This window comes from Methylopila capsulata (genome assembly GCF_016907975.1).
GTDB classification, from domain to species: domain Bacteria; phylum Pseudomonadota; class Alphaproteobacteria; order Rhizobiales; family Methylopilaceae; genus Methylopila; species Methylopila capsulata.
This window is the reverse complement of record NZ_JAFBCY010000003.1, coordinates 952,995-972,796: the sequence shown is the minus strand read 5'-3', so window position 1 is coordinate 972,796 and position 19,802 is coordinate 952,995. Positions and strand designations below refer to the sequence as shown.

12 protein-coding genes are annotated in these 19,802 nt (G+C 71.6%); 8 read left to right on the top strand and 4 right to left on the bottom strand.

Going from position 1 to position 19,802, the window contains the following annotated elements:
- Nucleotides 1-111: 111 nt before the first annotated feature.
- Both JOD31_RS15775 and JOD31_RS15770 read left to right on the top strand, forming a co-directional pair.
- On the top strand, nt 112-2,214 hold the full coding sequence (locus JOD31_RS15775; RefSeq protein WP_204951368.1) for a TonB-dependent siderophore receptor: 2,103 nt from the start codon (nt 112-114) through the stop codon (nt 2,212-2,214).
- Complete coding sequence (locus JOD31_RS15770; protein ID WP_309299054.1) at nt 2,211-3,461, top strand: MFS transporter; 1,251 nt, start codon at nt 2,211-2,213, stop codon at nt 3,459-3,461. Before JOD31_RS15775 ends, JOD31_RS15770 begins: the two co-directional genes overlap by 4 nt.
- A gap of 49 nt (nt 3,462-3,510) precedes the next feature.
- Here the strand turns inward: JOD31_RS15770 and JOD31_RS15765 are convergent, their stop codons facing one another.
- The 4 genes from JOD31_RS15765 to JOD31_RS15750 form a co-directional block, all read right to left on the bottom strand.
- Nucleotides 3,511-5,484 carry a calcium-binding protein gene (locus JOD31_RS15765; protein ID WP_204951366.1) on the bottom strand — a complete coding sequence of 658 codons (1,974 nt, stop codon included), beginning with the start codon at nt 5,482-5,484 and terminating at the stop codon, nt 3,511-3,513.
- 142 nt (nt 5,485-5,626) lie between these two features.
- Nucleotides 5,627-6,289, bottom strand: coding sequence for a nucleotide exchange factor GrpE (gene grpE, locus JOD31_RS15760; RefSeq protein WP_204951365.1), 663 nt, complete (start codon nt 6,287-6,289; stop codon nt 5,627-5,629).
- A gap of 137 nt (nt 6,290-6,426) precedes the next feature.
- Nucleotides 6,427-8,502, bottom strand: a complete 2,076-nt coding sequence (gene pbpC / locus JOD31_RS15755) for a penicillin-binding protein 1C (RefSeq protein ID WP_204951364.1) — start codon at nt 8,500-8,502, stop codon at nt 6,427-6,429.
- A gap of 161 nt (nt 8,503-8,663) precedes the next feature.
- Nucleotides 8,664-13,862: an alpha-2-macroglobulin family protein gene (locus tag JOD31_RS15750; RefSeq protein WP_246482515.1), complete on the bottom strand. Its 5,199-nt coding sequence runs from the start codon at nt 13,860-13,862 to the stop codon at nt 8,664-8,666.
- 146 nt (nt 13,863-14,008) lie between these two features.
- Between JOD31_RS15750 and JOD31_RS15745 the strand changes: the two genes are divergently transcribed.
- The 6 genes from JOD31_RS15745 to JOD31_RS15720 all read left to right on the top strand — a co-directional run bounded on the left by JOD31_RS15745 (nt 14,009) and on the right by JOD31_RS15720 (nt 19,757).
- Nucleotides 14,009-15,784: a hypothetical protein gene (locus JOD31_RS15745; protein ID WP_204951363.1), complete on the top strand. Its 1,776-nt coding sequence runs from the start codon at nt 14,009-14,011 to the stop codon at nt 15,782-15,784.
- Between the two features lie 39 nt (nt 15,785-15,823).
- Nucleotides 15,824-15,994, top strand: coding sequence for a hypothetical protein (locus tag JOD31_RS15740; protein WP_204951362.1), 171 nt, complete (start codon nt 15,824-15,826; stop codon nt 15,992-15,994).
- Nucleotides 15,995-16,101: 107 nt separating this feature from the next.
- Complete coding sequence (gene murA / locus JOD31_RS15735; protein ID WP_204951361.1) at nt 16,102-17,391, top strand: UDP-N-acetylglucosamine 1-carboxyvinyltransferase; 1,290 nt, start codon at nt 16,102-16,104, stop codon at nt 17,389-17,391.
- Between the two features lie 108 nt (nt 17,392-17,499).
- On the top strand, nt 17,500-17,946 hold the full coding sequence (locus tag JOD31_RS15730; RefSeq protein WP_204951360.1) for a DUF2948 family protein: 447 nt from the start codon (nt 17,500-17,502) through the stop codon (nt 17,944-17,946).
- Nucleotides 17,947-17,952: 6 nt separating this feature from the next.
- Entirely contained in the window at nt 17,953-19,242 is a 1,290-nt protein-coding gene (hisD, locus tag JOD31_RS15725; RefSeq protein WP_204951359.1) for a histidinol dehydrogenase, read from the top strand.
- Between the two features lie 26 nt (nt 19,243-19,268).
- Complete coding sequence (locus JOD31_RS15720) at nt 19,269-19,757, top strand: UPF0262 family protein (protein ID WP_020186780.1); 489 nt, start codon at nt 19,269-19,271, stop codon at nt 19,755-19,757.
- Nucleotides 19,758-19,802: the final 45 nt, after the last annotated feature.

Sequence of the window (19,802 nt, the reverse complement as noted above, 5' to 3'; positions counted from 1 at the left end):
TATGACAAAAGTATTTTCATTATTCTAATTTTAATTCTAGACTAAATCTGTTGTCTTTGTGGCGTGATCGCGGCTAGGTCCCCGGGAATTCTCCTTGAAGGACCGCCGCGTATGTCTCGAACGCCGTTCGCCCTGCTTGCGACCGCCTCCATCGTCGCCCTGACGACCGCGGGCGCCGCCCACGCCCAGACCGCCCCGGCCGAGGGCGGGACCACCACGCTCGAGGAGATCTCGGTCGAGGGCCGCGCCGCAGCAAGCGGGGGTGCGAGCGGAACGCAGGGCGTCGCGACCAATGATGGCTACGTCGCCAAAACCACGCGAACCGGCACCAAGACCGACACGCCGATCAACGAGATCCCGCTGACGGTCAACACCGTGACGCAGGAGCAGATCGAGGATCGCCGGCCGCAGACCCTGGAGGAGGCTCTGTTCTACACGCCGGGCGTCCGCGTCGGGGCCTCGGGCTTTAACCCGCGCTTCGACAGTTTCTTCATCCGCGGCGTCGACATCACCTACACCGGCGTGTTCCGCGACGGCCTGCGACAGTACAACAGCGTGAACGGGCTCTTCCGGCTTGAGCCCTACGGTCTCGAGACGATCTCGGTGCTGAAGGGCGGCGCGTCTTCGATCTACGGCGCGAGCGCGTCCGTAGGCATCATCGACCTGATCTCGAAGCGTCCGACCGAGGCCCCGTTGGCGGAGGTCGAGGCGCAGGTTGGCTCCTTCGATCGCTTTCAGGGCAGCTTCGACGTCGGCGGGCCGGCGAACGAGGAAGGTACGGTACTCTGGCGTCTGACGGGCCTCGCCCGTCACGCGAACTCGGACCTTCCGGGCGTGCCCGACGACCGCGTGTTCATTGCGCCGGCGGTGACGTTCAAGCTGAACGACGACACCAAAATCACGTTCCTGTCGGAGTACATGAACTCGACGACCGGCGGATCGATGTTCAACGCCAACTCGTATGACGAAAACGGATATTCGACCGGTGCGTTGAAAGATCTTCTGTACAATCCTGACTTCAACAACTTCAATCAAAAGCAGGGTCGTGTCGGCTACGAGTTCGAGCATGCGTTCAGCGACACGATTTCAATTCATCAGAACACGCGGTTCTCGACCCTATCTCTCAGCGAGAAGTACGGTGGGACGGGTTACACCGGAAAGGTCATCGAGAACGTCTACTCCTTCGCGGCGGATACCTACCTGAAATCTCAGGTCTCCACGGGACCGGTGGAGCACACGCTGCTGACTGGATTCGATTTTGGACGGCTCGGCTACAACTCGCGCTATGGTTTGAGCTTCAATTCTGACCATCAGGTGCCGGAGCTGCCTGACAAGACGAAGCAGTTCCAGACCATGGTCGGCGTCTATGTTCAGGATGAGATGAAGGCCGGGCCGTGGCGCCTGTTGCTGGGCGGACGGCACGATTGGTTCGACAGCAATTACAAGGCGCCTGGGCTGGACCAGGAACGGCAGAGCGAGGGCAAGTTCACCGGCCGCGCCGGCCTGAGCTACGTCACGGAGTACGGAATTACGCCCTTCGTCAGCTATGGCACGTCGTTCACGCCAAATTCGGGGACGGTGGTGAACAGCGGCGTCGCCAAGCCGACCAAGGGCGAGCAGGCTGAGGCCGGCGTGAAATACGCCGTTCCGGGCTACAACGCCTCGATTAACGCGTCTGCGTTCTGGCTGAAGCAGACGGACGGCCTCATTTTCGAGGTCACTGGAACGGACCCTTCTCAGTTGCAGCTCGATTTCAGAACGCGCGGGTTCGAGATCGAGGCGCTGGCATCGCTCGAGAATGGCCTCAAGCTTCAGGCGTCTTACAGCTACACCGACACCAAGATCCTCAAGCTGACCGAGGTCACCGAGGGGAAGGACATCACCAGCATCCCGAAGCACGCCTTCTCCATCTGGAGCGGATACGACTTCCAGGAGGGGGCCCTAAAGGGGCTCGGTCTCGGCGCGGGCGTGCGCTACACAGGGTCGAACTTCGGCGACAACCTGAACCGCAGCGTAATCGCCAACCACCCGCGCGCCTTCGTCGACGCCAAGGCGTCCTACGAAATGGAGAACCTGAGCAATCGCCTCAAGGGCGTCACGCTCCAGGTCAACGCGACGAACCTGCTCGACAGCATCAAGCAGGTGTGCACGTCGAACTACTGTTACTACAACGAAGGCCGCAAGGTGTTCGCAAGCCTTCGCTACAAGTGGTGACCTCGCCTCCCGCGGCCGCATCTCCGGCCGCCCTCCCCTCGGCGCCGCGGGTCATCGCGGCGATCGGGGGGATCTATGTGGCGCAGAGCGTGATCGGCGGGGTGACCTTCACGGGTCTCCCCGCCGTTCTGCGTTCGGCGGGGCTCTCGCTCGGCGAGATCGGGCTGATCTTCCTCACCGTCCTGCCGTGGTCGTTCAAGTTCCTCTGGGCGCCCGCCGTCGAGCGCTACCGTCTGCCGCCGGGGCGGCCGCACCGGTCGCGGGCGGTGGTCGCGATTGGCGGCGCGATCGCCACGGCCGCGCTGGCCCTCGCCGGCCTGTTCGGCCCGGCGGCGCTCGGGCCGCTCGTCGTCTGCCTTGTGGTCGCGGCCTTCGCCACAGCCACCGTCGACATCGCCTGCGACGGCTATGCGGTCGAAAGCCTCGCCGACCGTCACCGCGGCTGGGGCAATGCAGCCCAGGTGGGCGGCGCCTACATGGGCTCCGCGATCGGCGGCGGCCTGTTCCTCGTGCTGGTCGATTACGTCGGCTGGGGGCCGGCGACCTGGGCCATGTGCGGCGTGCTGGTCGCGCTCGGGGCCTTGTTCGTGTTCGGCCGCGACGGCCGTCCGGCGGTCCCGGCCGACGCCCGCCGCCCCAGCCTCCTGGCGGCCTTGAAGCGGCCGGAGGTGCGCGCGGGCCTCGCGCTCACCGCGCTGTTCGTCGCCGGCCAGAAGTGGATCCTGCTCGTCCTGGGCCCGTTCTTAGTGGACGCCGGCCTCGGCCTCTCCACGATCGGCGTGCTGAACGGCGTCGGCGCGACCGGCGCGGGGCTCCTCGGCGCGCTGATGGGCGGCGTCGTGGTCCGCCGCTTCGGCGCGGAGCGGATGGCGGTTGCGGCGCTCGGCCTCCAGTGCGCGCTCGCCGCGGCGCTCGCGGCCTGCGCGCTGTTCGGCGTGCGCGACCCGTGGCTGCTCGGCGCCATCGTCATCGCCAACTCCGCCGTCATGGCGCTCGGCTTCGTCGCGCTCTACGCGCGGCTGATGGGCTATGCGTCGCCGGCCCAGGCGGGCGTCGACTTCACGCTGTTCCAGTGCATGGACGGCATCGTCAGCCTGATCGGCTGGTACCTCGCGGGCTACCTCGCGGACAGCTTCGGCTACGCCGCCTCCTTCGCGCTGGCGACGGGCGTCGCGCTGCTCGCGAGCGCGACGCTGCCGATCCTGTTCGCCCGCGCCGACCGCAGCGTGGCCGCAGCGTCGGCTTAAGCTCGCCGGAGTCTCCGCCGGCCGCAGCGCGGAGACTCCGGCGTCGCCTTCAGCCGAACAGCGGCTCGCTGCCGATCGGGTTCGACGCGGGAACGAAGACGAAGTCGTCGCGCGTGAGCGCCGTCACGCCGTCCAGCGTCGCAATCAGGTACTTCTCCCCGTCGCCCGAGCCGTCCTGATCGAACCAGAGCCGGTGCGAGCCGGCGTCGAAGATGAAGCCGTGGGCGGCCGTGCTCGCTTCGGTCCCAAGCGTCAGCGTGAAGTCGGCGGCGGCGCCGAACTCCTGGATCGACACCTGGATCTTGTCGCCCTCGGCGGAGGAGAAATCGGTGATGCGGTCGTTGCGGGCCGCGAAGTCAAATCCGATCGGATATCCGCCCGCCCACGGGTCGTAGATGTAGCGGTAGGCGAGGTCCGACATGTCGAACACGTCGGCGCCCTCGCCGCCGGTCAGCAAGTCCGCCCCAGCGCCGCCTTGCAGCGTGTCGTTTCCGCCGCGGCCGTCGAGAACATCGCTGTCGCCGCCGCCGTAGAAAGCGTTGCTCTGCGCGTCGCCGCGCATGACGTCGTCCGCGTCGGTCGCCACGAAGGCCTCGACGCTGCGGAAGCGGTCGCCTCGAAGCAGGCCGTCGTTCAGGGCGTTGTCCGCAAGGTCAAGGACGAGGCCGGCGTCGTAGGAGGTCGCGATTACCGTGTCGAAGCCCGCTCCGCCGACGATGACGTCCTTGCTCGGCAGTGTGTAATAAAAATCGTTCTCCTGCAGGTAGAACACGTCGTCTCCGGCGCCGCCAAACAGCGTGTCCGCGCCATACCCGTCCATCAGCACGTCGTCGCCGCCGAGGCCGTCCAGCCGGTCGTCGCCCGAGCCGCCGGACAAGGTGTCGGACAACTCTCCGCCGCTCACCCGATCGTTCCGCAAGCCGCCGAGGAAATCCAGCTTCTCGAAGCCCGAGAACGAGCCCCCCGAGGCGAGCTCGAAGCCGCCGTCGGAGAATGCGAAATCCTCGCCGGCCCACGAATTCCTGAAGCGCAGTTGGAGCACGTCGGAACCGTCGCCGCCGACGGCGAGATCGGAACCGCCCGCGCGGATGAGGTCGTCGCCGGCGCCTCCGAGAAGAACGTCGCGTTGGTCGTAGTCGTCGTAATCGTCGTGGCCGATGAGCGTGTCGTTGCCCGATCCACCGTCCAGCGTGTCCGCGCCGTCCTGGCCATCCAACTCGTCGTCGCCGTCCTGCCCCTTCAGGAGGTCCGCGCCGTCGCCGCCATGGAGGGTGTCGGCGCCGCGGCCGCCGTAGAGGCGATCGTCGCCGCCGTCGCCGTCGAGATGGTCGTCGCCGATGTCGCCGACCAGCGCGTCCGCGCCCGCGCCGCCGCCGAGGGAATCGTCGCCTGCGTCGCCGAAGAGGCGGTCGTCGCCGTCGCCGCCCCCCAGTTCGTCGTCACCGCCGAGCCCGCTGATCAAATCCTTGCCGGCGCCGCCATAAAGCGTGTCGTCCAGCAGCCAGCCCGAGAGGGTGTCGTTTCCGGAGCCGCTGACGATGTCGAACTGCTCGATGCCCTTGAACAGGAAGGCCCCGGGCATGCGCGTGGTGTGCGCGGGATCGTTCGGCGCGAAGACGAGCGCCTCGAGTCGTCCGGCGAAGCTCGCCGACAGGGTGTCGATCCCGACGTTGTCGGTCGCCAGCGGACCGTCGCCGTCGACCCGGTCGCCGATCATCTGGGCTAGGTTCCCGACGGAGATGTCGTCGCTTCCCGCGCCGCCGATCAGCGTATCGCCGCCCGCGCCGCCAACCAACCGGTCGGAGCCGCCGCCGCCTTCGAGGCGGTCGGCGCCATCCTCGCCGTCCAGCGAGTCGTCGCCGCTCTCGCCGAAGAGCTGGTCGTCGCCGGCGCGCCCGTACAGCTGGTCGCCGTCAAAGCCGCCGCGGAGCGTGTCCGCAAGTTCGGCTCCGTAGATGTAGTCATAGCTGTCGCCGCCGGTCAGGACGTTGTTCCGACCGGGCGAGCCATAAAGGGTCGCCACCGAAATCTCCGCTGCTGCTCTCCCCCCGGAGAGTGAGCGAAGACTACCGGAAGCCAGGCCGCTTGAAAGCGTGCTCACGAGTTCGTGAGCACGCTTTCAAGGCCTATCCAAAAGACTTTGGTTAGACAGCAGCACCGAGATCTTAAGCCGACTTGTCGACGCCGGCCGGTTCGCTGGACGCGGCCGGCTTCGGTCCGCCGCGGGCGACGCCGACCATGGCGGGGCGGAGGATGCGGTCGCCGATGACGTAGCCCTCCTGCACCACCTGCACCACGGTGCCGCTGGGCACGCTCGGGTCCGGCGCCTCGAAGATCGCCTGGTGGAAATTCGGGTCGAACACCTGGCCCTTGGGCTCGAGCTTCTGGACGCCGTTCTTCTCCAGCGACTTCAGAAGCTCCTTCTCGGTGAGCTCCACGCCTTCCACGAGCGCCTTCAGGATCGGGTCGGTCGCGGCGCCGCCGGCGGCTGCGGCGTCGAGCGCGCGGCGGAGGTTGTCGGCGACGCCCAGCAGATCGCGGGCGAAGGAGGAGATGGCGTAGCGGCGGCCGTCCTGCACCTCACGCTCGGTGCGGCGGCGCAGGTTCTCCATCTCGGCGTGGCTGCGGAGCAGCCGGTCGCGCAGGTCGTTGACCGCGGCTTCCAGCTCGGCGGTGCGGTCCGCGGGGGCCGGCTCGGCGACCTCGGCCTCGATGGTGGCGTCGGCGCGTTCCTCGTCGGTCTCAGGCGTCGTCGTCCCCTCGACGGGCTCGACGACCGTCTCGGCGGTCTCGTTGGTGGCGTTGCGGGGCGAAGTCGGATCCGGCATCGCGCGGCCTCTTCTGGGTCAGTCTGCAAAAGGGATGAGCGCGCCGGATATCAGGCGCGTGAACCTAAAAATCAAGCGCCGGCAGGGCCGGCGTCCGAACGGAGCTCTCTCGCCGGGCGCAAGGCGACGCGCGGGCGTCAGTCGAGCCGGACGCTGGCGGAGGCGGTCGCGCCGGCGCCGTCGGTCACGGTCACCCGCGCGAAGCCCGGTCCGGACACCGTCCAGGTGGCGTCCCGCCGGCGCTGGGGCGGCAGCGGGCGGCCGTCCACCAGCCAGCGGAACGGCGCGACGCCCCCGCTGGCCTTGAGGGTGAGTTCGGCGCCCGCGCCCATCTCCACCCGCGCCCCGTCCGGCGGAAAGGCGACGGCGAGCGGGGCCGCCTCGGCCGCGCTCCCGGCGGACGCGGACTCCAGGGGCCGGAAGCGCTTGAGCGCCGCCGGCAGGTCGGCGGCCGCCGTCACGGCCCCAGCCGGCGGCGGTGGCGCCGGCGCGACGTCGCGGCCGAGCCGGGCGAAGGCGTCGAACAGGATGGGCGCCGCCGCGTCGCGGCCGACGAGCCCGGCGCTGGAGGCGCCGTCCGGCCGCCCGGCCCAGACCGCCACCACATGCTCGCCGTCGAAGCCGACCGCCCAGGCGTCGCGGTAGCCGTAGGACGTCCCGGTCTTGAACGCGATGCGGCCGCCGAGCGCGGCCTGCGGCGGCGGGCTTTTCAGCAGAGCGGCGGACACCTGCGCCGCGGCGATCGGGTCCATCAGGCGCCGGCCGGGCGCCGCGGGGTCGGACAGCGCCGCCGGGTCGTCGGCAAGCGGCGTGGTCGCGCCCCCGCGGGCGAGGCCGGCGTAGAGCGTGGCCAGATCCACGAGGCGCACGCCGAGCCCGCCGAGCGCGACGGCGAGGCCCGGCGCCTCGACGCCCGGCAGCGAGACCTGCGCGCCCGCGCCGCGCAGCCGCGCAACGAACCGCGTCGGCCCGACCGCCTCGAGCAGGGCCACGGCGGGGATGTTGAGCGACAGCGCCAGCGCCTGCGCGCAGGAGACCGTGCCGTGAAACCCCTCGTCGAAGTTTCGCGGGGCGTAGGCGCCGAAGCGGGCGGGCCGATCCTCGATCAGGGTTTCCGGCGCGGCGACGCCGTTCTCGAAGGCGAGGCCGTAGATGAACGGCTTCAGCGCCGAGCCCGGCGAGCGCACGGCGCGCGTCTGGTCCAGGCTGCCGGCGCGGGAGGCGTCGAAGTAGTCGGCCGAGCCGACCGAGGCCTCGATCGCGCCCGTCCTGTGGTCGGCGACGAGGATCGCGACCGAGAGGCCGGGCCCCAGCGACCGGGCGCGCTCGCGGGCGAGATCCTCCAGCGCGCGCTGCAGGTCGCGCTTCAGCGTCAGGCGCGCCACGCCGCCCGACCCGACCCTGCGCGCCGCCGCCTCCGCGGCATGGGCCGCGAGATTGGGGAAGGCGCGTCGGCCCGTGGGGACAGGCTCCTCGCGGGCGTAGGCGGCTTCGGCCGCCGCGAGCGCTCCGGCGGCGACCAGCCGGTCGAGCACATGGTCGCGGGCGGCCTTAGCCGCGGCGACGTCGCGGTCGGGGCGGCGCGCCTCGGGGGCCTGCGGGATCGCGACCAGCAGCGCGGCTTCCGCGATCGAGAGCCGCCCAGGCTCCTTGCCGAAGTAGGCGAGGCTCGCGGCGCGCACGCCCTCCAGGTTGCCGCCGTAGGGCGCGAGCCGAAGGTAGAGGTCGAGCACGCCGTCCTTGCCGACCGCGCGTTCGAGGGCCAGCGCCGCCCCCATCTCGCGCCACTTGCGGGCGAGCGTGCGGTCGCGCGCGTCCGGCGCGAGCAGCCGCGCCACCTGCATGGTGAGCGTCGAGCCGCCCGACACCACGCCGCGATGGAGCGCCGCCTGTCCGACGGCCCGGAGCGCCGCCAGCGGGTCGACGCCGGGGTGGGAGAAGAACCGCTTGTCCTCGTAGGTCGTCAGAAAGCGGAGAAAGCGCGGGTCGACCTTGTCCTTGGCCGCGGGCAGCCGCCAGGCGCCGTCGACCGCCGTGAACGGGCGGAGCAGCCGGCCGTCGCGGTCGAGCACGAGGGTGGAGAGCTTCTCGGCGCGGCCGGGGGAGGGCGCGGGCGCGGAGCTGAGGCTGATCGCGGCGGCGGAGCCTGCGACGGCGACCGCGAGCAGCGCCGCGGCGGCAAGGCGGGCGGGACGGGAACTGCGGCCGGCCATGACGGCGCGCGCCCCGCGCTAGCGCGTCATCCCGGACGGCCCGCAGGGCCGAGCCGGGATCGTATGACCGCTGCGCGCCCGCAGCGCGCTCTGGGAACGACGATCCCGGCTCTCCGCGGCTCCGCCGCTGCGGCCGGGATGACGGCCTGAGACCAGCTCGCTCACCGCGCCGTCACCTCCAGGCGGCCGGCGCCGGTGCGGGCGAAGCGGGCGGGGCGGTACATGTCCTCGACCGTCGCCGCCGGCTGGGCGTAGACGCCGGGCGCGACCGCGCGCACGACGTAGGCCGCGGCGTAGATCGCGTCGCCGCCGGCTTCGCGGTCGAACGCGGCCACGAAGCGGTCGTCGCGGAACTCGGCGTGGGTCGCCGACGGCTGCTCGCTGAGGAACGACAGCGCCGGCAGCTTCGCGCTGGAGACGAGCTCGGGGTTGTCGATCTCGAAGCCCGCGGGCAGGCGGTCCACCACCAGCACGCGGCCCTGTGCGGGCTCCGGCTCGGTGACGGTGAGCACCACCACGAGCCGGGTGTTCTGCGCCACCCTCGACGGGTCCACCTCGACGCCCGCCGTCGTGTAGTAGCGCCGCTCGAGCTGGAAGCCGTTTTCGGCGGGGGACTCCGGCGCCAGCGGCGCGCCCTTCACGGTCACCACGGCTTCGAGCGGCGTCTCCCCGGCGTTGGCGATGCGCGAGGGGCCGGCGGCGAGACGGTCGGGGGGATAGATCGCGCTCAGCGGCCCCGCGTGCGCGGCGCCGTCGACCGTCAGCGTGAGGTCCGCGCTCTCCGCGCGCTGGGCGCGGGCGGCGAGCAGCAGCCAGGCGTTCTCCTGCGTGGAGAAGGTGATGCGGTCCGCGCGGGCCGCGCCGATCCTCCGCAGGGCGGCGGGCGCGATGCTCGCGCCGACGCGCGCCTCGGAGGCCAGCGCCACGATCGCCGCCTGGTCGCGCAACGCCGAGCCGAAGTCGGTCCGTGTCGCCTCGTCGGGCTCCTTGCCTTCCGCGGCGGCGAAGGCCTTCTCGGCGCGCGTGCGGTCGCCGATCTGCGCCAGCGCCGCGCCGATCTGGGCGCGGGCGAGCGGGCTTGCGAACTCGGCGAGCTTCACGTCGGCGAGGTAGCGCAGCTCGCCCGTCAGCGCACGGCCTGAGCGGGCGAGCACATAGTGCGCATAGGCGATGTCGCTGTCGGTGGAGTCCTGCCGCAGGCCGATCGCGTTGCGCAGGTTGTCGAGCGCAAGCTCGAGCGAGCGCTGGGGCACGGCGGCGTCGGTGGCGCGGGCGCGGGTCAGCACGTCGGTCACATAGGCGTCGAGCCAGAGGTCGCCGCCGCCCGCCGACCACAGGCCGAACGAGCCGTTCGAGTCCTGCCGCGACAAGACGCGGGCGATGATGTCGCCGATGCGGGCCGTCACGTCGGCCGGCCGCACGCCGGCGGTCTGCGCCGACAGGCCGAGCTGGTCGCCGTAGATCAGCGCCAGCAGGCGGCTCGAAAGCTGCTCCGAGCAGGCGTAGGGGTAGCCGTCGAGCGCCTGGCGGAAGGTGGCGCCGTCGAGCGCGCCGGGCTTTGCGATCGAGACCGCGACCTCGCCGGCGCCGGGCACGAGGTCCTTAAGCATGTCGGTTCCGACCGTCAGCCCCGCGCCCTTGGCGAGGGCGATGACGCTGCGGCGGGAGACCGGCGCGGTGGCGGGCTTCACCTCGATCGCGAGCGCTTGGGCGTAGACGCGGCCGTCGGGCGCGCGCAGCGCCACGTCGAGGCGCGCCGCGCCGATGCCCTTCGCCATCAGCGGGATCTCGACCGCCGCGCGCTGCTTCGCGGCCAGTGTGACGGGCTTGCCCGTCGCCGTGCCTGTGAGCGGTCCTGAGACGCGGACGTCGAGCGCGTAGTCGCCGGCGGGGCCCGCGACGTTGTCGAGGTCCAGCCTCAGCCGCGAGCGGTCGCCGTCCGCCAGGAACCGCGGCAGCGCCGCGGTCACCACCACCGGATCGGCGACGGTGACGTCCTTCGCGGCATGCCCGAGCTTGGTCGAGGACCAGGCGACCGCCATCAGCTTCACCGTTCCGTTGAAGGCCGGCAGCGCGAAGCCGACGTTGGCCGTTCCGCTCGCGTCCGCGGCTACGATCCCGGAGAACAGCGCGAGCGGCGCCTGGGTCGGCGTGTCCTGCAGGCCGCCGGCGCCTGCGCCGTCGCCGCCCGAGCGCAGCTTGCCGCGCTGGGCGTTCATGCCGTCGATCAGCTGGCCGTAGAGGTCGCGGAGTTCCGCCGCGAGCTTGCGCTGGCCGAAGACCGCGAGGTCCGGCGCGGGCGGGACGTAGCGGGTGAGGTTGAGGATGCCGACGTCGACGGCGGCGACCGTCACATAGGCCTGCTCCCCGGCGGCGAGGCCGGAGAGCTTCACCGGAACCGCGAGCGTCGTCCGCGGCTCCGCCGTGTCAGGGGCGCCCAGCGAGACGCCGAGCGTCCGGTCGCGGGCGTCGATCTGGGCGTGCGCCACGCCGACCGCGCGGCCCGGCATGCGGCTCGCCTTGGCGTCGAGCGGGCGATGGACGAAGGCCACCACATAGGCGCCCGGCCGCCACGCTTCGGTGACGGGAAAGGACGCCGTTGCGCCCTTGTCGCTCACCTCGAGCGTCGTCTGGTCGACGACGCCGGCCCCCACCACCAGAACGGTGGCGCGTCCGGCGAAGCGCGAGGACAGCGTCGCGGTCGCGGTCTCGCCCGGGCGGTAGGCCGGCTTGTCCAGCGCGACGTCCAGCACGTCGGGCGAGTCGGCCGAGGCTGCGGCGTAGAAGCCGGCGTCGAAGGTCACGCTGGTGGCGGGTCCCTGTGGGTCCGGCGTTTCGACCTCGAGTCGGTAGCGGCCATAGGCGGTCTTGGCTTCGATCTTCGCCGGAGCCGCCGCGGCCGCATCCACGGTCCCATCGGCCACCCGCCGGGTGCGCGTCACGGTCTCGAAGCTCCAGCGCCCGTTGGCGGCGTACCACTGGTAGTCCGTCTCGAGCCTCAGAAGCTGCCACTTCAGTCCGTTCGCGGCGACGGCCTTGCCGTCGGCGCCGACCATCGCGACGTCGAAGCGGGCGGTCTCGCCGTCGCCGACGCGGTCCCGGAACAGCGGCTTGACGCCGATCCGCGGCGCCGTCGCGGCGACCGGCAGCGTCACCGCGCGCTCCAGCGCCCGGCCCGAGGGCTCCAGCAGCCGCAGCGTGATTTCGGCCTCGAGCGGCCGCGTCGTGTCCGGCAGCGGCGGCCGGGCGACGGCCAGGTTCGCCTTTCCGCCGGCGTCGGTGCGCGGCAGTCCGTCGAGCGGCGTGCGGACGGGGGCGATCTGCTCGTCGCTGAGGCCGAAGCGATAGCCCTCGAAGCCCGCGGGGGCGCGGTCGCTGACCTTGAGCGTGACCTCGCCCTCGATCGCGAGGTCCGCCGCCGGCGCGCCGTAGAGCCAGCGGCCGTCCACGTCGACCGAGGCTCCGGAGGCGCCGAGCGCAGGCGTCGCGGTCGCGAGCGCGAGGTCGAGCTTTTCCGGCACGTAGTCCGCGACGAGGAAGGTCGCGGCGCCGATCGGCGCGGCCTTCACGTCCGCAAAGGCCTCCACGCGCCACGTGCCGCCCATGGCCTGATCGACGAGCGGAACGTCGAGCGTGCGGCCGCCGGCGCCGGCGTCGGTCGTGACGGCGCGCCGGTCCTCGACGCCGTCGGGGCGCGTGACGACGAGCGTCAGCGGCAGCCCGTCGACCCCCGCGCCCTTGTCGTCGCGCAGCAGGGCCGAGACGTGGACCGTCTCCTTCGAGCGGTAGACGCCGCGCTCCGTGAACACCTGCGCGTCGAGCGGACCGGGGGCCGTCCGGCCTCCGACGCCGCGGTCGGAGAGGTCGAAGCCCGGCTTCGTCAGGTCGAGGAAGCCGTAGTCGCCGCCGTTCGCCGCCACCAGCACGGCTGGCGCCGAGCCGCCGGTCCCGCGCGTCAGCCCGGCCTCGAAGGTCACGAAGCCGGCGGCGTCGGTTGTGCGGGTCGCCAGCACCTCGTTGTCGCGGGCGACGAGCTTGAGCTCGACCCCCTTCAAGGGCGCGGCGGAGGCGAGCGAGCGCGCGAAGGCCTTGACCCCGTCGGTCCCGGAGACCGCGGTGATCCCAAGGTCGGACACCACGAACCACTGGGTCGCCTGGGAATCCCAGGGCTCCGGATCGACGACGTTTTTCGGCCGAGCCGCCATCACGTAGACGCCGGGCGCGAGCTGCGGCACGGCCTCGGAGACCGGGAAGGCGGTCGAGACGTCCTGGTTCTGCTTCCGCTCGATGGCGAGTTCGCCGGAGTAGACCGTCGCCGCGCTGTCGTCGCGCAGCTTCTGGATCGCTTCCGCGTTCAGCTGGCTCTGGAAATCGCCCGAGACGACGGAGGGCGCGAGGCTGCGGTCGCCCATGCGGAAGATCTCGACCGTCGCGGCGTCGACGTTGACGGAGACGACGGGCAGGCCCTGCTGGCCGGTCGAGGGCAGCACGTAGTTGCGGCCGGTGAAGCGCACGCTCGGGCTTCGGTCGCGGACGTAGATGCGGAAGTCCTTCGAGGACGGCAGCGTCTCGTCCACGTCGGAGGGCAGGCCCTGGCGCACGGTGAGGTCGTAGGTTTCGCCGTGCTTCAGCCCGTCGACGCAGAGCTGCTGGTCGTTCGCGGTCACCGCCGGATTCTCGGCGCCCTTCAGGATGACGTAGGGCGCGAAGTCGATACGGCCCTTGGCGAGGTTTTCGGAGAACTGCACGCAGGCGCGCGGCGACGAGGCGTCGGAGTCGATGGAGTAGTCGAGCGCACGGAAGCCGTGTTCGGCGCGAAGCTGCTCATAGGTGGTCTTCACCTCGGCGCTCGGCGCGGCGGCGAGGCTCGCCTTGTAGGCGTCGAGCGCCGGGCGGAAGTCTTCCTTCGCGACCAGCGCGTTGGCAAGCACGGCGAGCGCGCGGGCGCGCATCTTGGCGTCGGTCGAGAGCTCGTAGGCGCGCCAGGCGGCGCCGGTCGCCTGCTCGCGGAAGCTCTCGCGCTCGGAATAGTCGTCGGTTTCGATCCGGGACAGCGCCACCGACAGGTTGCGCCAGGCCTGTTCGCTCCGCGGGTCCTTGCCGGCGGCGAGCGCCATGGTGACGGCCGCCTCGCGCCACTGGCCCGCGCGAATCTGCGCGACGCCCTGCTTCAGGATGTCGGCGACCGGGCGCGGGTCGGACGCCGCCTCGCGCTGGACGCGCGCCTGCAGCTTCAGCGCGCTCTGCAGCGCGTCGCGGTTCTGGAAGCCGGGGGACGTCTGCGCGTCGGCCGGAACGGCGAAGGCGAGCGTCGCGGCGAGGAGGCCGCTCATGACGGTCTTGGCGCGCAGTCGTGTCATCGGCGTCCCCCGAACCCTGCGCCGCGCTTCGTCCCGGCGCTTGAACATGAGCATAGCCCGGCCCGAACGCCCGCGAAACGATCTCCTCGCGTTCACCGCTTCCTAAGGCTCGTTAAGCACAATGCCCCGCGGCAGGAGATCGAAGAATGGCGATGGCGGGTGCGGCGCCGCTCGCAAATGAGCGGCCGAGGGTGCTTCTCCAGGGCGACGACCGCTCGGAGATGCGCCTCGTGCTGTTCATCTGGCTGGTGATGGCGCTGGCGGCGGGTGCGGCCGGCTACGGCCGGGTGGTCGAGGCGCTCTCGACCGACGACGCGATGCGCCTCGCGGAGGTGCGCGACTTTCTCGGCGGCCAGGGTTGGTACGACCTGACGCAGCGTCGGCTGAATCCGCCGGACGGCGTGTTCATGCACTGGTCTCGCCTGATCGACCTTCCCATCGCCGTCCTGCTGTCCGGCTTTGGCCGGCTGTTCGCCGAGGAGACTGCGCTCCGGCTCACGCTTACGCTCTGGCCCGCCATCCCGCTGCTTCCGGCGCTGGTCGCCGTGGCGTCCATCAGCCGCGCGCTCGGAGGCCGCGGCGCCGCGGTGCTCGGGGCCTTGCTGTTCGTGCTGTCCCCGGGAATCGCGCTCCTTTACGCGCCCGGCATGATCGACCATCACGGCGCGCAACTCACGCTGGCGCTGGTCATGCTCGCCTGCGCCCTGAACCTCGACCGATCACGGGCTGCGGCGATCGGCGGGGGCCTCGCCGGCGCGGCCATGCTTGCGATCGGCATGGAGACCCTGCCGGCCGTCGCGGCGGTTGCGACCGCGATCGCCCTGCGTTGGGGCTGCACCGGCGACGACGTCCGGGACGGCGCGGCGGTGTTCGGCCTCGCCTTCTTCGGGGCCACCTGCGCGGCCTTCCTCGTCGACGTCGCGCCGTCGCGATGGCTGCTCCCGGTCTGCGACGCCTTAGGGCCTGCGCATCTCGCGGCCGCGGCGGTCGGGGGTCTCGGCCTAGCGCTCGCCACCCGAAGCCCGGGGGAGGGGGCCCCCGCGCGGTTCGCGGCGCTTGGCATCGTCGGGGTGGTGGTGATCGTCACGGTCGCCCTAATCGCGCCGGACTGCCTGGGCGACCCCTATGCGGCCGTTCCCGCGCTGGTGCGGGCCGAATGGCTCGACCACGTGGCGGAGGCGCGGACCGCCGTCGCCTTCGCCGCGACGGAGCCGGCGCCGGCGCTCGCTCTCGGCCTTTCGATACTCGCCGGCCTCGCGCCCGCGGTCTGGCTCTGCCTGCGCGGCGAGCCGGCCCGGCGCTGGCGCATCTGGACCGGCGCGGCGGTGCTCGGCGTCAGCTGCCTCGTCGCGCTCTGGCAGGTGCGGGGCGTCACCTTCAGCCTCGGCATCGGGATCCCCTTCCTCGCGGCGGCCGTCGTGGCGATCGCGCGCACCCGCGGCGGCCTGGCTCTGCTGGCGCTCAACCCGACGACGATCGCGGTCGTGGCGCTGGGCGCCGCGGAGGCCGCCGGATGGTCCGCGCCCGCCACGGGCGCCGGGGCGGCGGCCTGCCCGCCCGCCGACTACCGCGCGCTGCGGCGGCTGACGCCGGGGCTCGCGCTCAACGACATCGACAGCGGCTCCTACATCCTCGCCTTCAGCCAGCTCTCCGCGCTGGCGGCGCCCTATCACCGCAACGTCGGCGGGCTCGAAGCCTGGATCGAGGCCGCGACCGGCACCGACGAGACGGCGCGCGCCGTCGCCTTGTCGCGCAGGGCGCGCTACGTGGTGGTGTGTCCGACCGCAGGCGTCCGCGCCGAGGCGACGGCACATCCGCTCGGGCTGTCCGGGCTGCTGCTCGCCGGCGCGACCCCGGTCTGGCTGTCGCCGATCGATCTCGGCCCGGAGGCGAAGCTGCGCGCCTACCGGGTGGCGCCTTGACCCTTCCGCGATCGCCCCGGGCCGGCTAAATCTCGCGCCATGACCGACCAGGCCGACCCGAACCGCACCAGCCGCACCTCGGACGCCGAGCGCCGCGAGGCCGAGCGGAGGGAGCGACTCGCGGCCGCGCTTCGGGAAAACCTCAAGCGGCGCAAAGCCCATGCGCGCGCCCGCCGCGCGCCGGAGAGCCCGGACGGCGAAGGCCGCTAAGGCGGAAACCCAGCTCGGCGTCGTCGCGCGTTTGTGCCGGCCCGGCGCTTGCGCTAGACCGCGGGTTTCGCGCCGTTCCGCTCTTCGCGGCGCTTCGAGGAGAATCCATGGACCGCATCCGCATCGTCGGCGGCCCCGCGCTCGTCGGCCGCATCCCGATCTCGGGCGCGAAGAACGCCGCGCTCCCCCTGATGATCGCGAGCCTGCTCACCGACGAGACTCTGATCCTCGACAACATGCCGCGCCTGGCCGACGTCGCGATGCTCAAGCGCATCCTCGGCAACCACGGCTGCGAGGTGACGGTGGAGGGCAAGCGGGCCGGCCAGGACGAGTTCCTCGGCGAGACCGTGCGGCTCACGGCTTCCGAGATCGTCGACACCACGGCGCCCTACGACCTCGTCTCCAAGATGCGGGCGAGCTTCTGGGTGATCGGGCCGCTGCTCGCGCGCATGGGCGAGGCGACGGTGTCGCTGCCGGGCGGCTGCGCCATCGGCACGCGTCCGGTCGACTTCTTCCTCGACGGGTTGAAGGCGCTCGGCGTCAAGCTCGAGATCGACCGCGGCTACGTCATCGCCAAGGCCCCGGGCGGCCTCAAGGGCGGCCGCGTCGTGTTCCCGAAGGTCTCGGTGGGCGCCACTCACGTGATGCTGATGGCGGCCTCTCTCGCCAAGGGCGAGACCGTCATCGAGAACGCGGCCCGCGAACCGGAGATCGTCGACCTCGCCGAATGCCTGGTGAAGATGGGCGCGAAGATCGAGGGCGCAGGGACCTCGACCATCGTGATCACCGGCGTCGACAGGCTCCATGGCGCCCGCCACAGCGTGCTGCCGGACCGGATCGAGACGGGCACCTACGCCATCGCGGTCGCCATGGCCGGCGGCGACGTGGTGCTGGAGGGCGCCCGCCGCGACCTGCTGGACGCGGCCTTCGACGTGCTGGTCGAGGCCGGGGCCGAGGTGACGCAGCTGAACGACGGCGTCCGCGTGACCCGCAACGGCCACGGAATCGCGCCGGTCAACGTCGTCACCGCGCCCTATCCCGGGTTCCCGACCGACCTCCAGGCCCAGCTCATGGCCTTGACCGCAAAGGCGAAAGGCTCCTCGACGATCACCGAGACGATCTTCGAGAACCGCTTCATGCACGTGCAGGAGCTCGCCCGCCTCGGCGCCCGGATCCACCTCGACGGCGACACCGCCACCATCGAGGGCGTCGACCGCCTGACAGGGGCACCTGTGATGGCGACCGACCTGCGCGCCTCGGTCTCGCTGGTGATCGCGGGGCTGGTCGCGGAGGGGGAGACGATGGTCAACCGCGTCTACCACCTCGACCGCGGCTTCGAGCGGCTCGAGGCCAAGCTGTCGCGCTGCGGCGCGCTGATCGAGCGCGTTTCAGGTTAACTCCGGTTACGCCGGGGTTAACGTCGGGGTAACGGCAGGTTGCCGATCCGCGTCCCGGCGGTTACCTGTGCGCGACCGTCCGCTCCTGCGACGCAACCGGCTGGACCGATGACAGATCCCGACGCCGACGCCCCGCTCAAGCTGCTCGCCCTCGACGAGGACGACCTCGCCGTGCTGTCGGCCCATCTCCAGGACTTCGTGGTCAAGGTCGGCGATCTCGTCTTCCTGCCGGCGGAGAAGCGCTTCGCCTTCGTCGGAAACCGGCTCGACCTTCGGGTCGAGGGCGAGGCCCGGCGCCGGCGGACCGCCGGCCACTTCGAGCGGGTGACCGCGGTGAGGGCTCGGGGCATCGACCGCTCCCGTCCGGACGCCGTGCTGAACCTGCTCGCCATCGGCTTCGCTCCGGACGAGGCGCCTTCGGGCGCGATCGAGCTGGTGTTTTCCGGCGACGCCAGCCTGCGGCTCGAGGTCGAGTGCGTCGAAGCCCGCGCCGCCGATCTCGGACCCGTCTGGGCCGCCAAGGCCGAGCCCACCCACGACCTCGACGAGGCCTGACGCCCCATGGTCCTGCGCCTGTCCTCCGCGGACGCCGATTTCGAGGCCCGCTTCGCCGCCCTGCTCGCCATGAAGCGCGAGGTCTCCGAGGACGTCGACGCCGTGGTCGCCACGATCCTCGACGAGGTCCGCCGCAACGGCGACGCGGCCCTGATCGAGCTCTCCAAGCGGTTCGACCGCGTCGACCTGGAAGCGGTCGGCCTGCAGGTCACCGACGCCGAGATCGACGCCGCGGCCGCCGACTGCGACCCCGAGACCCTGAAGGCCCTGACCTTCGCGCGCGACCGGATCGAATCCCACCACCGCCGCCAGATGCCGGCGAACGAGACCTACCGCGACGACATCGGCGTGGAGCTCGGCCACCGCTGGACCGCGCTCGACAGCGTCGGTCTCTATGTCCCCGGCGGCACGGCGGCCTATCCTTCCTCGGTGCTGATGAACGCGGTGCCCGCCAAGGTCGCGGGCGTCGACCGGCTCGCGATGGTCGTGCCCGCGCCGGACGGCAAGCTCTCGCCGCTGGTGCTCGCGGCCGCCAAGCTCGCGGGCGTGGACGAGGTGTTCCGCGTCGGCGGCGCGCAGGCCATCGGCGCGCTCGCCTACGGCACCGCGACCATCAAGCCGGTCGCCAAGATCGTGGGCCCCGGCAACGCCTATGTGGCCGCCGCCAAGCGCCGGGTGTTCGGAACCGTCGGCATCGACATGATCGCGGGCCCCTCGGAGGTGCTGGTGATCGCCGACAAGACCGGCAATCCCGACTGGATCGCGGCCGACCTGCTGGCCCAGGCCGAGCACGACGCCTCCGCCCAGTCGATCCTGATCACCGACGACGCCGGCCTCGCGGACGCTGTCGAGGCGGCGGTCGAGCGCCAGCTTGCGGTTCTGCCGCGCAAGGACATCGCCAGCGCGAGCTGGCGCGACTTCGGCGCGATCATCCTGGTCGGCCAGATCGACGAGGCGACCGCGCTCGCCGACCGCATCGCGCCCGAGCACTTGGAGATCGTCGCGGAGGACGCCGACGACCTCTCCGACGCCATCCGCCACGCCGGCGCGATCTTCCTCGGCGCTCACACGCCGGAGGCGATCGGCGACTACGTCGGCGGATCGAACCACGTGCTGCCGACCGCCCGCACCGCGCGCTTCGCCTCGGGCCTTGGGGTGCTCGACTTCCTGAAGCGCACCTCGATCCTGCGCTGCGGGCCGGAGCAGCTGAAGGCGCTCGGCGGCGCGGCCATCGCCCTCGGCGAGGCGGAGGGCCTCCACGCGCACGCCCGCTCCGTTTCGATCCGCATGAACTGAGCGTCGCGACCGGATAGGATGCGGCCATGAGCCCGAGCGGACGCGACCCCAAAGCCAAACTCGTCGCCGTCACCATCGACGACGCGTCGATCGGGCGCGCGGCGACCGAGGTCGAGCACGAGCGGCAGGTCGCGATCTACGACCTGGTCGAGGACAACGCGTTCCAGCCGATCGGGGGCGGCGAGGGCCCGTTCAAGCTCGACATCGCGCTGATCGACCGCAAGCTCGCGCTCAACGTGCGCCGGGTGTCGGGCGAGGAGGTCGTCACGCATTTCCTGTCGCTGACGCCGTTCCTCAAGCTTCTCAAGGACTACTTCCTGATCTGCGAGAGCTATTACACGGCGATCCGCTCCGCGAGCCCGAGCCAGATCGAGGCGATCGACATGGGCCGGCGCGGCCTGCACGACGAGGGCGCGCAGCTGCTCGCGGAACGGCTCGACGGCAAGATCGCGCTCGACCACGACACCGCGCGCCGCTTGTTCACGCTGATCGCAGCCCTGAGCTGGAAGGGCTGACGCGGCGGTGTCGGGCGGTCCTGAGCCGGGGCGTCCCCAATCGGT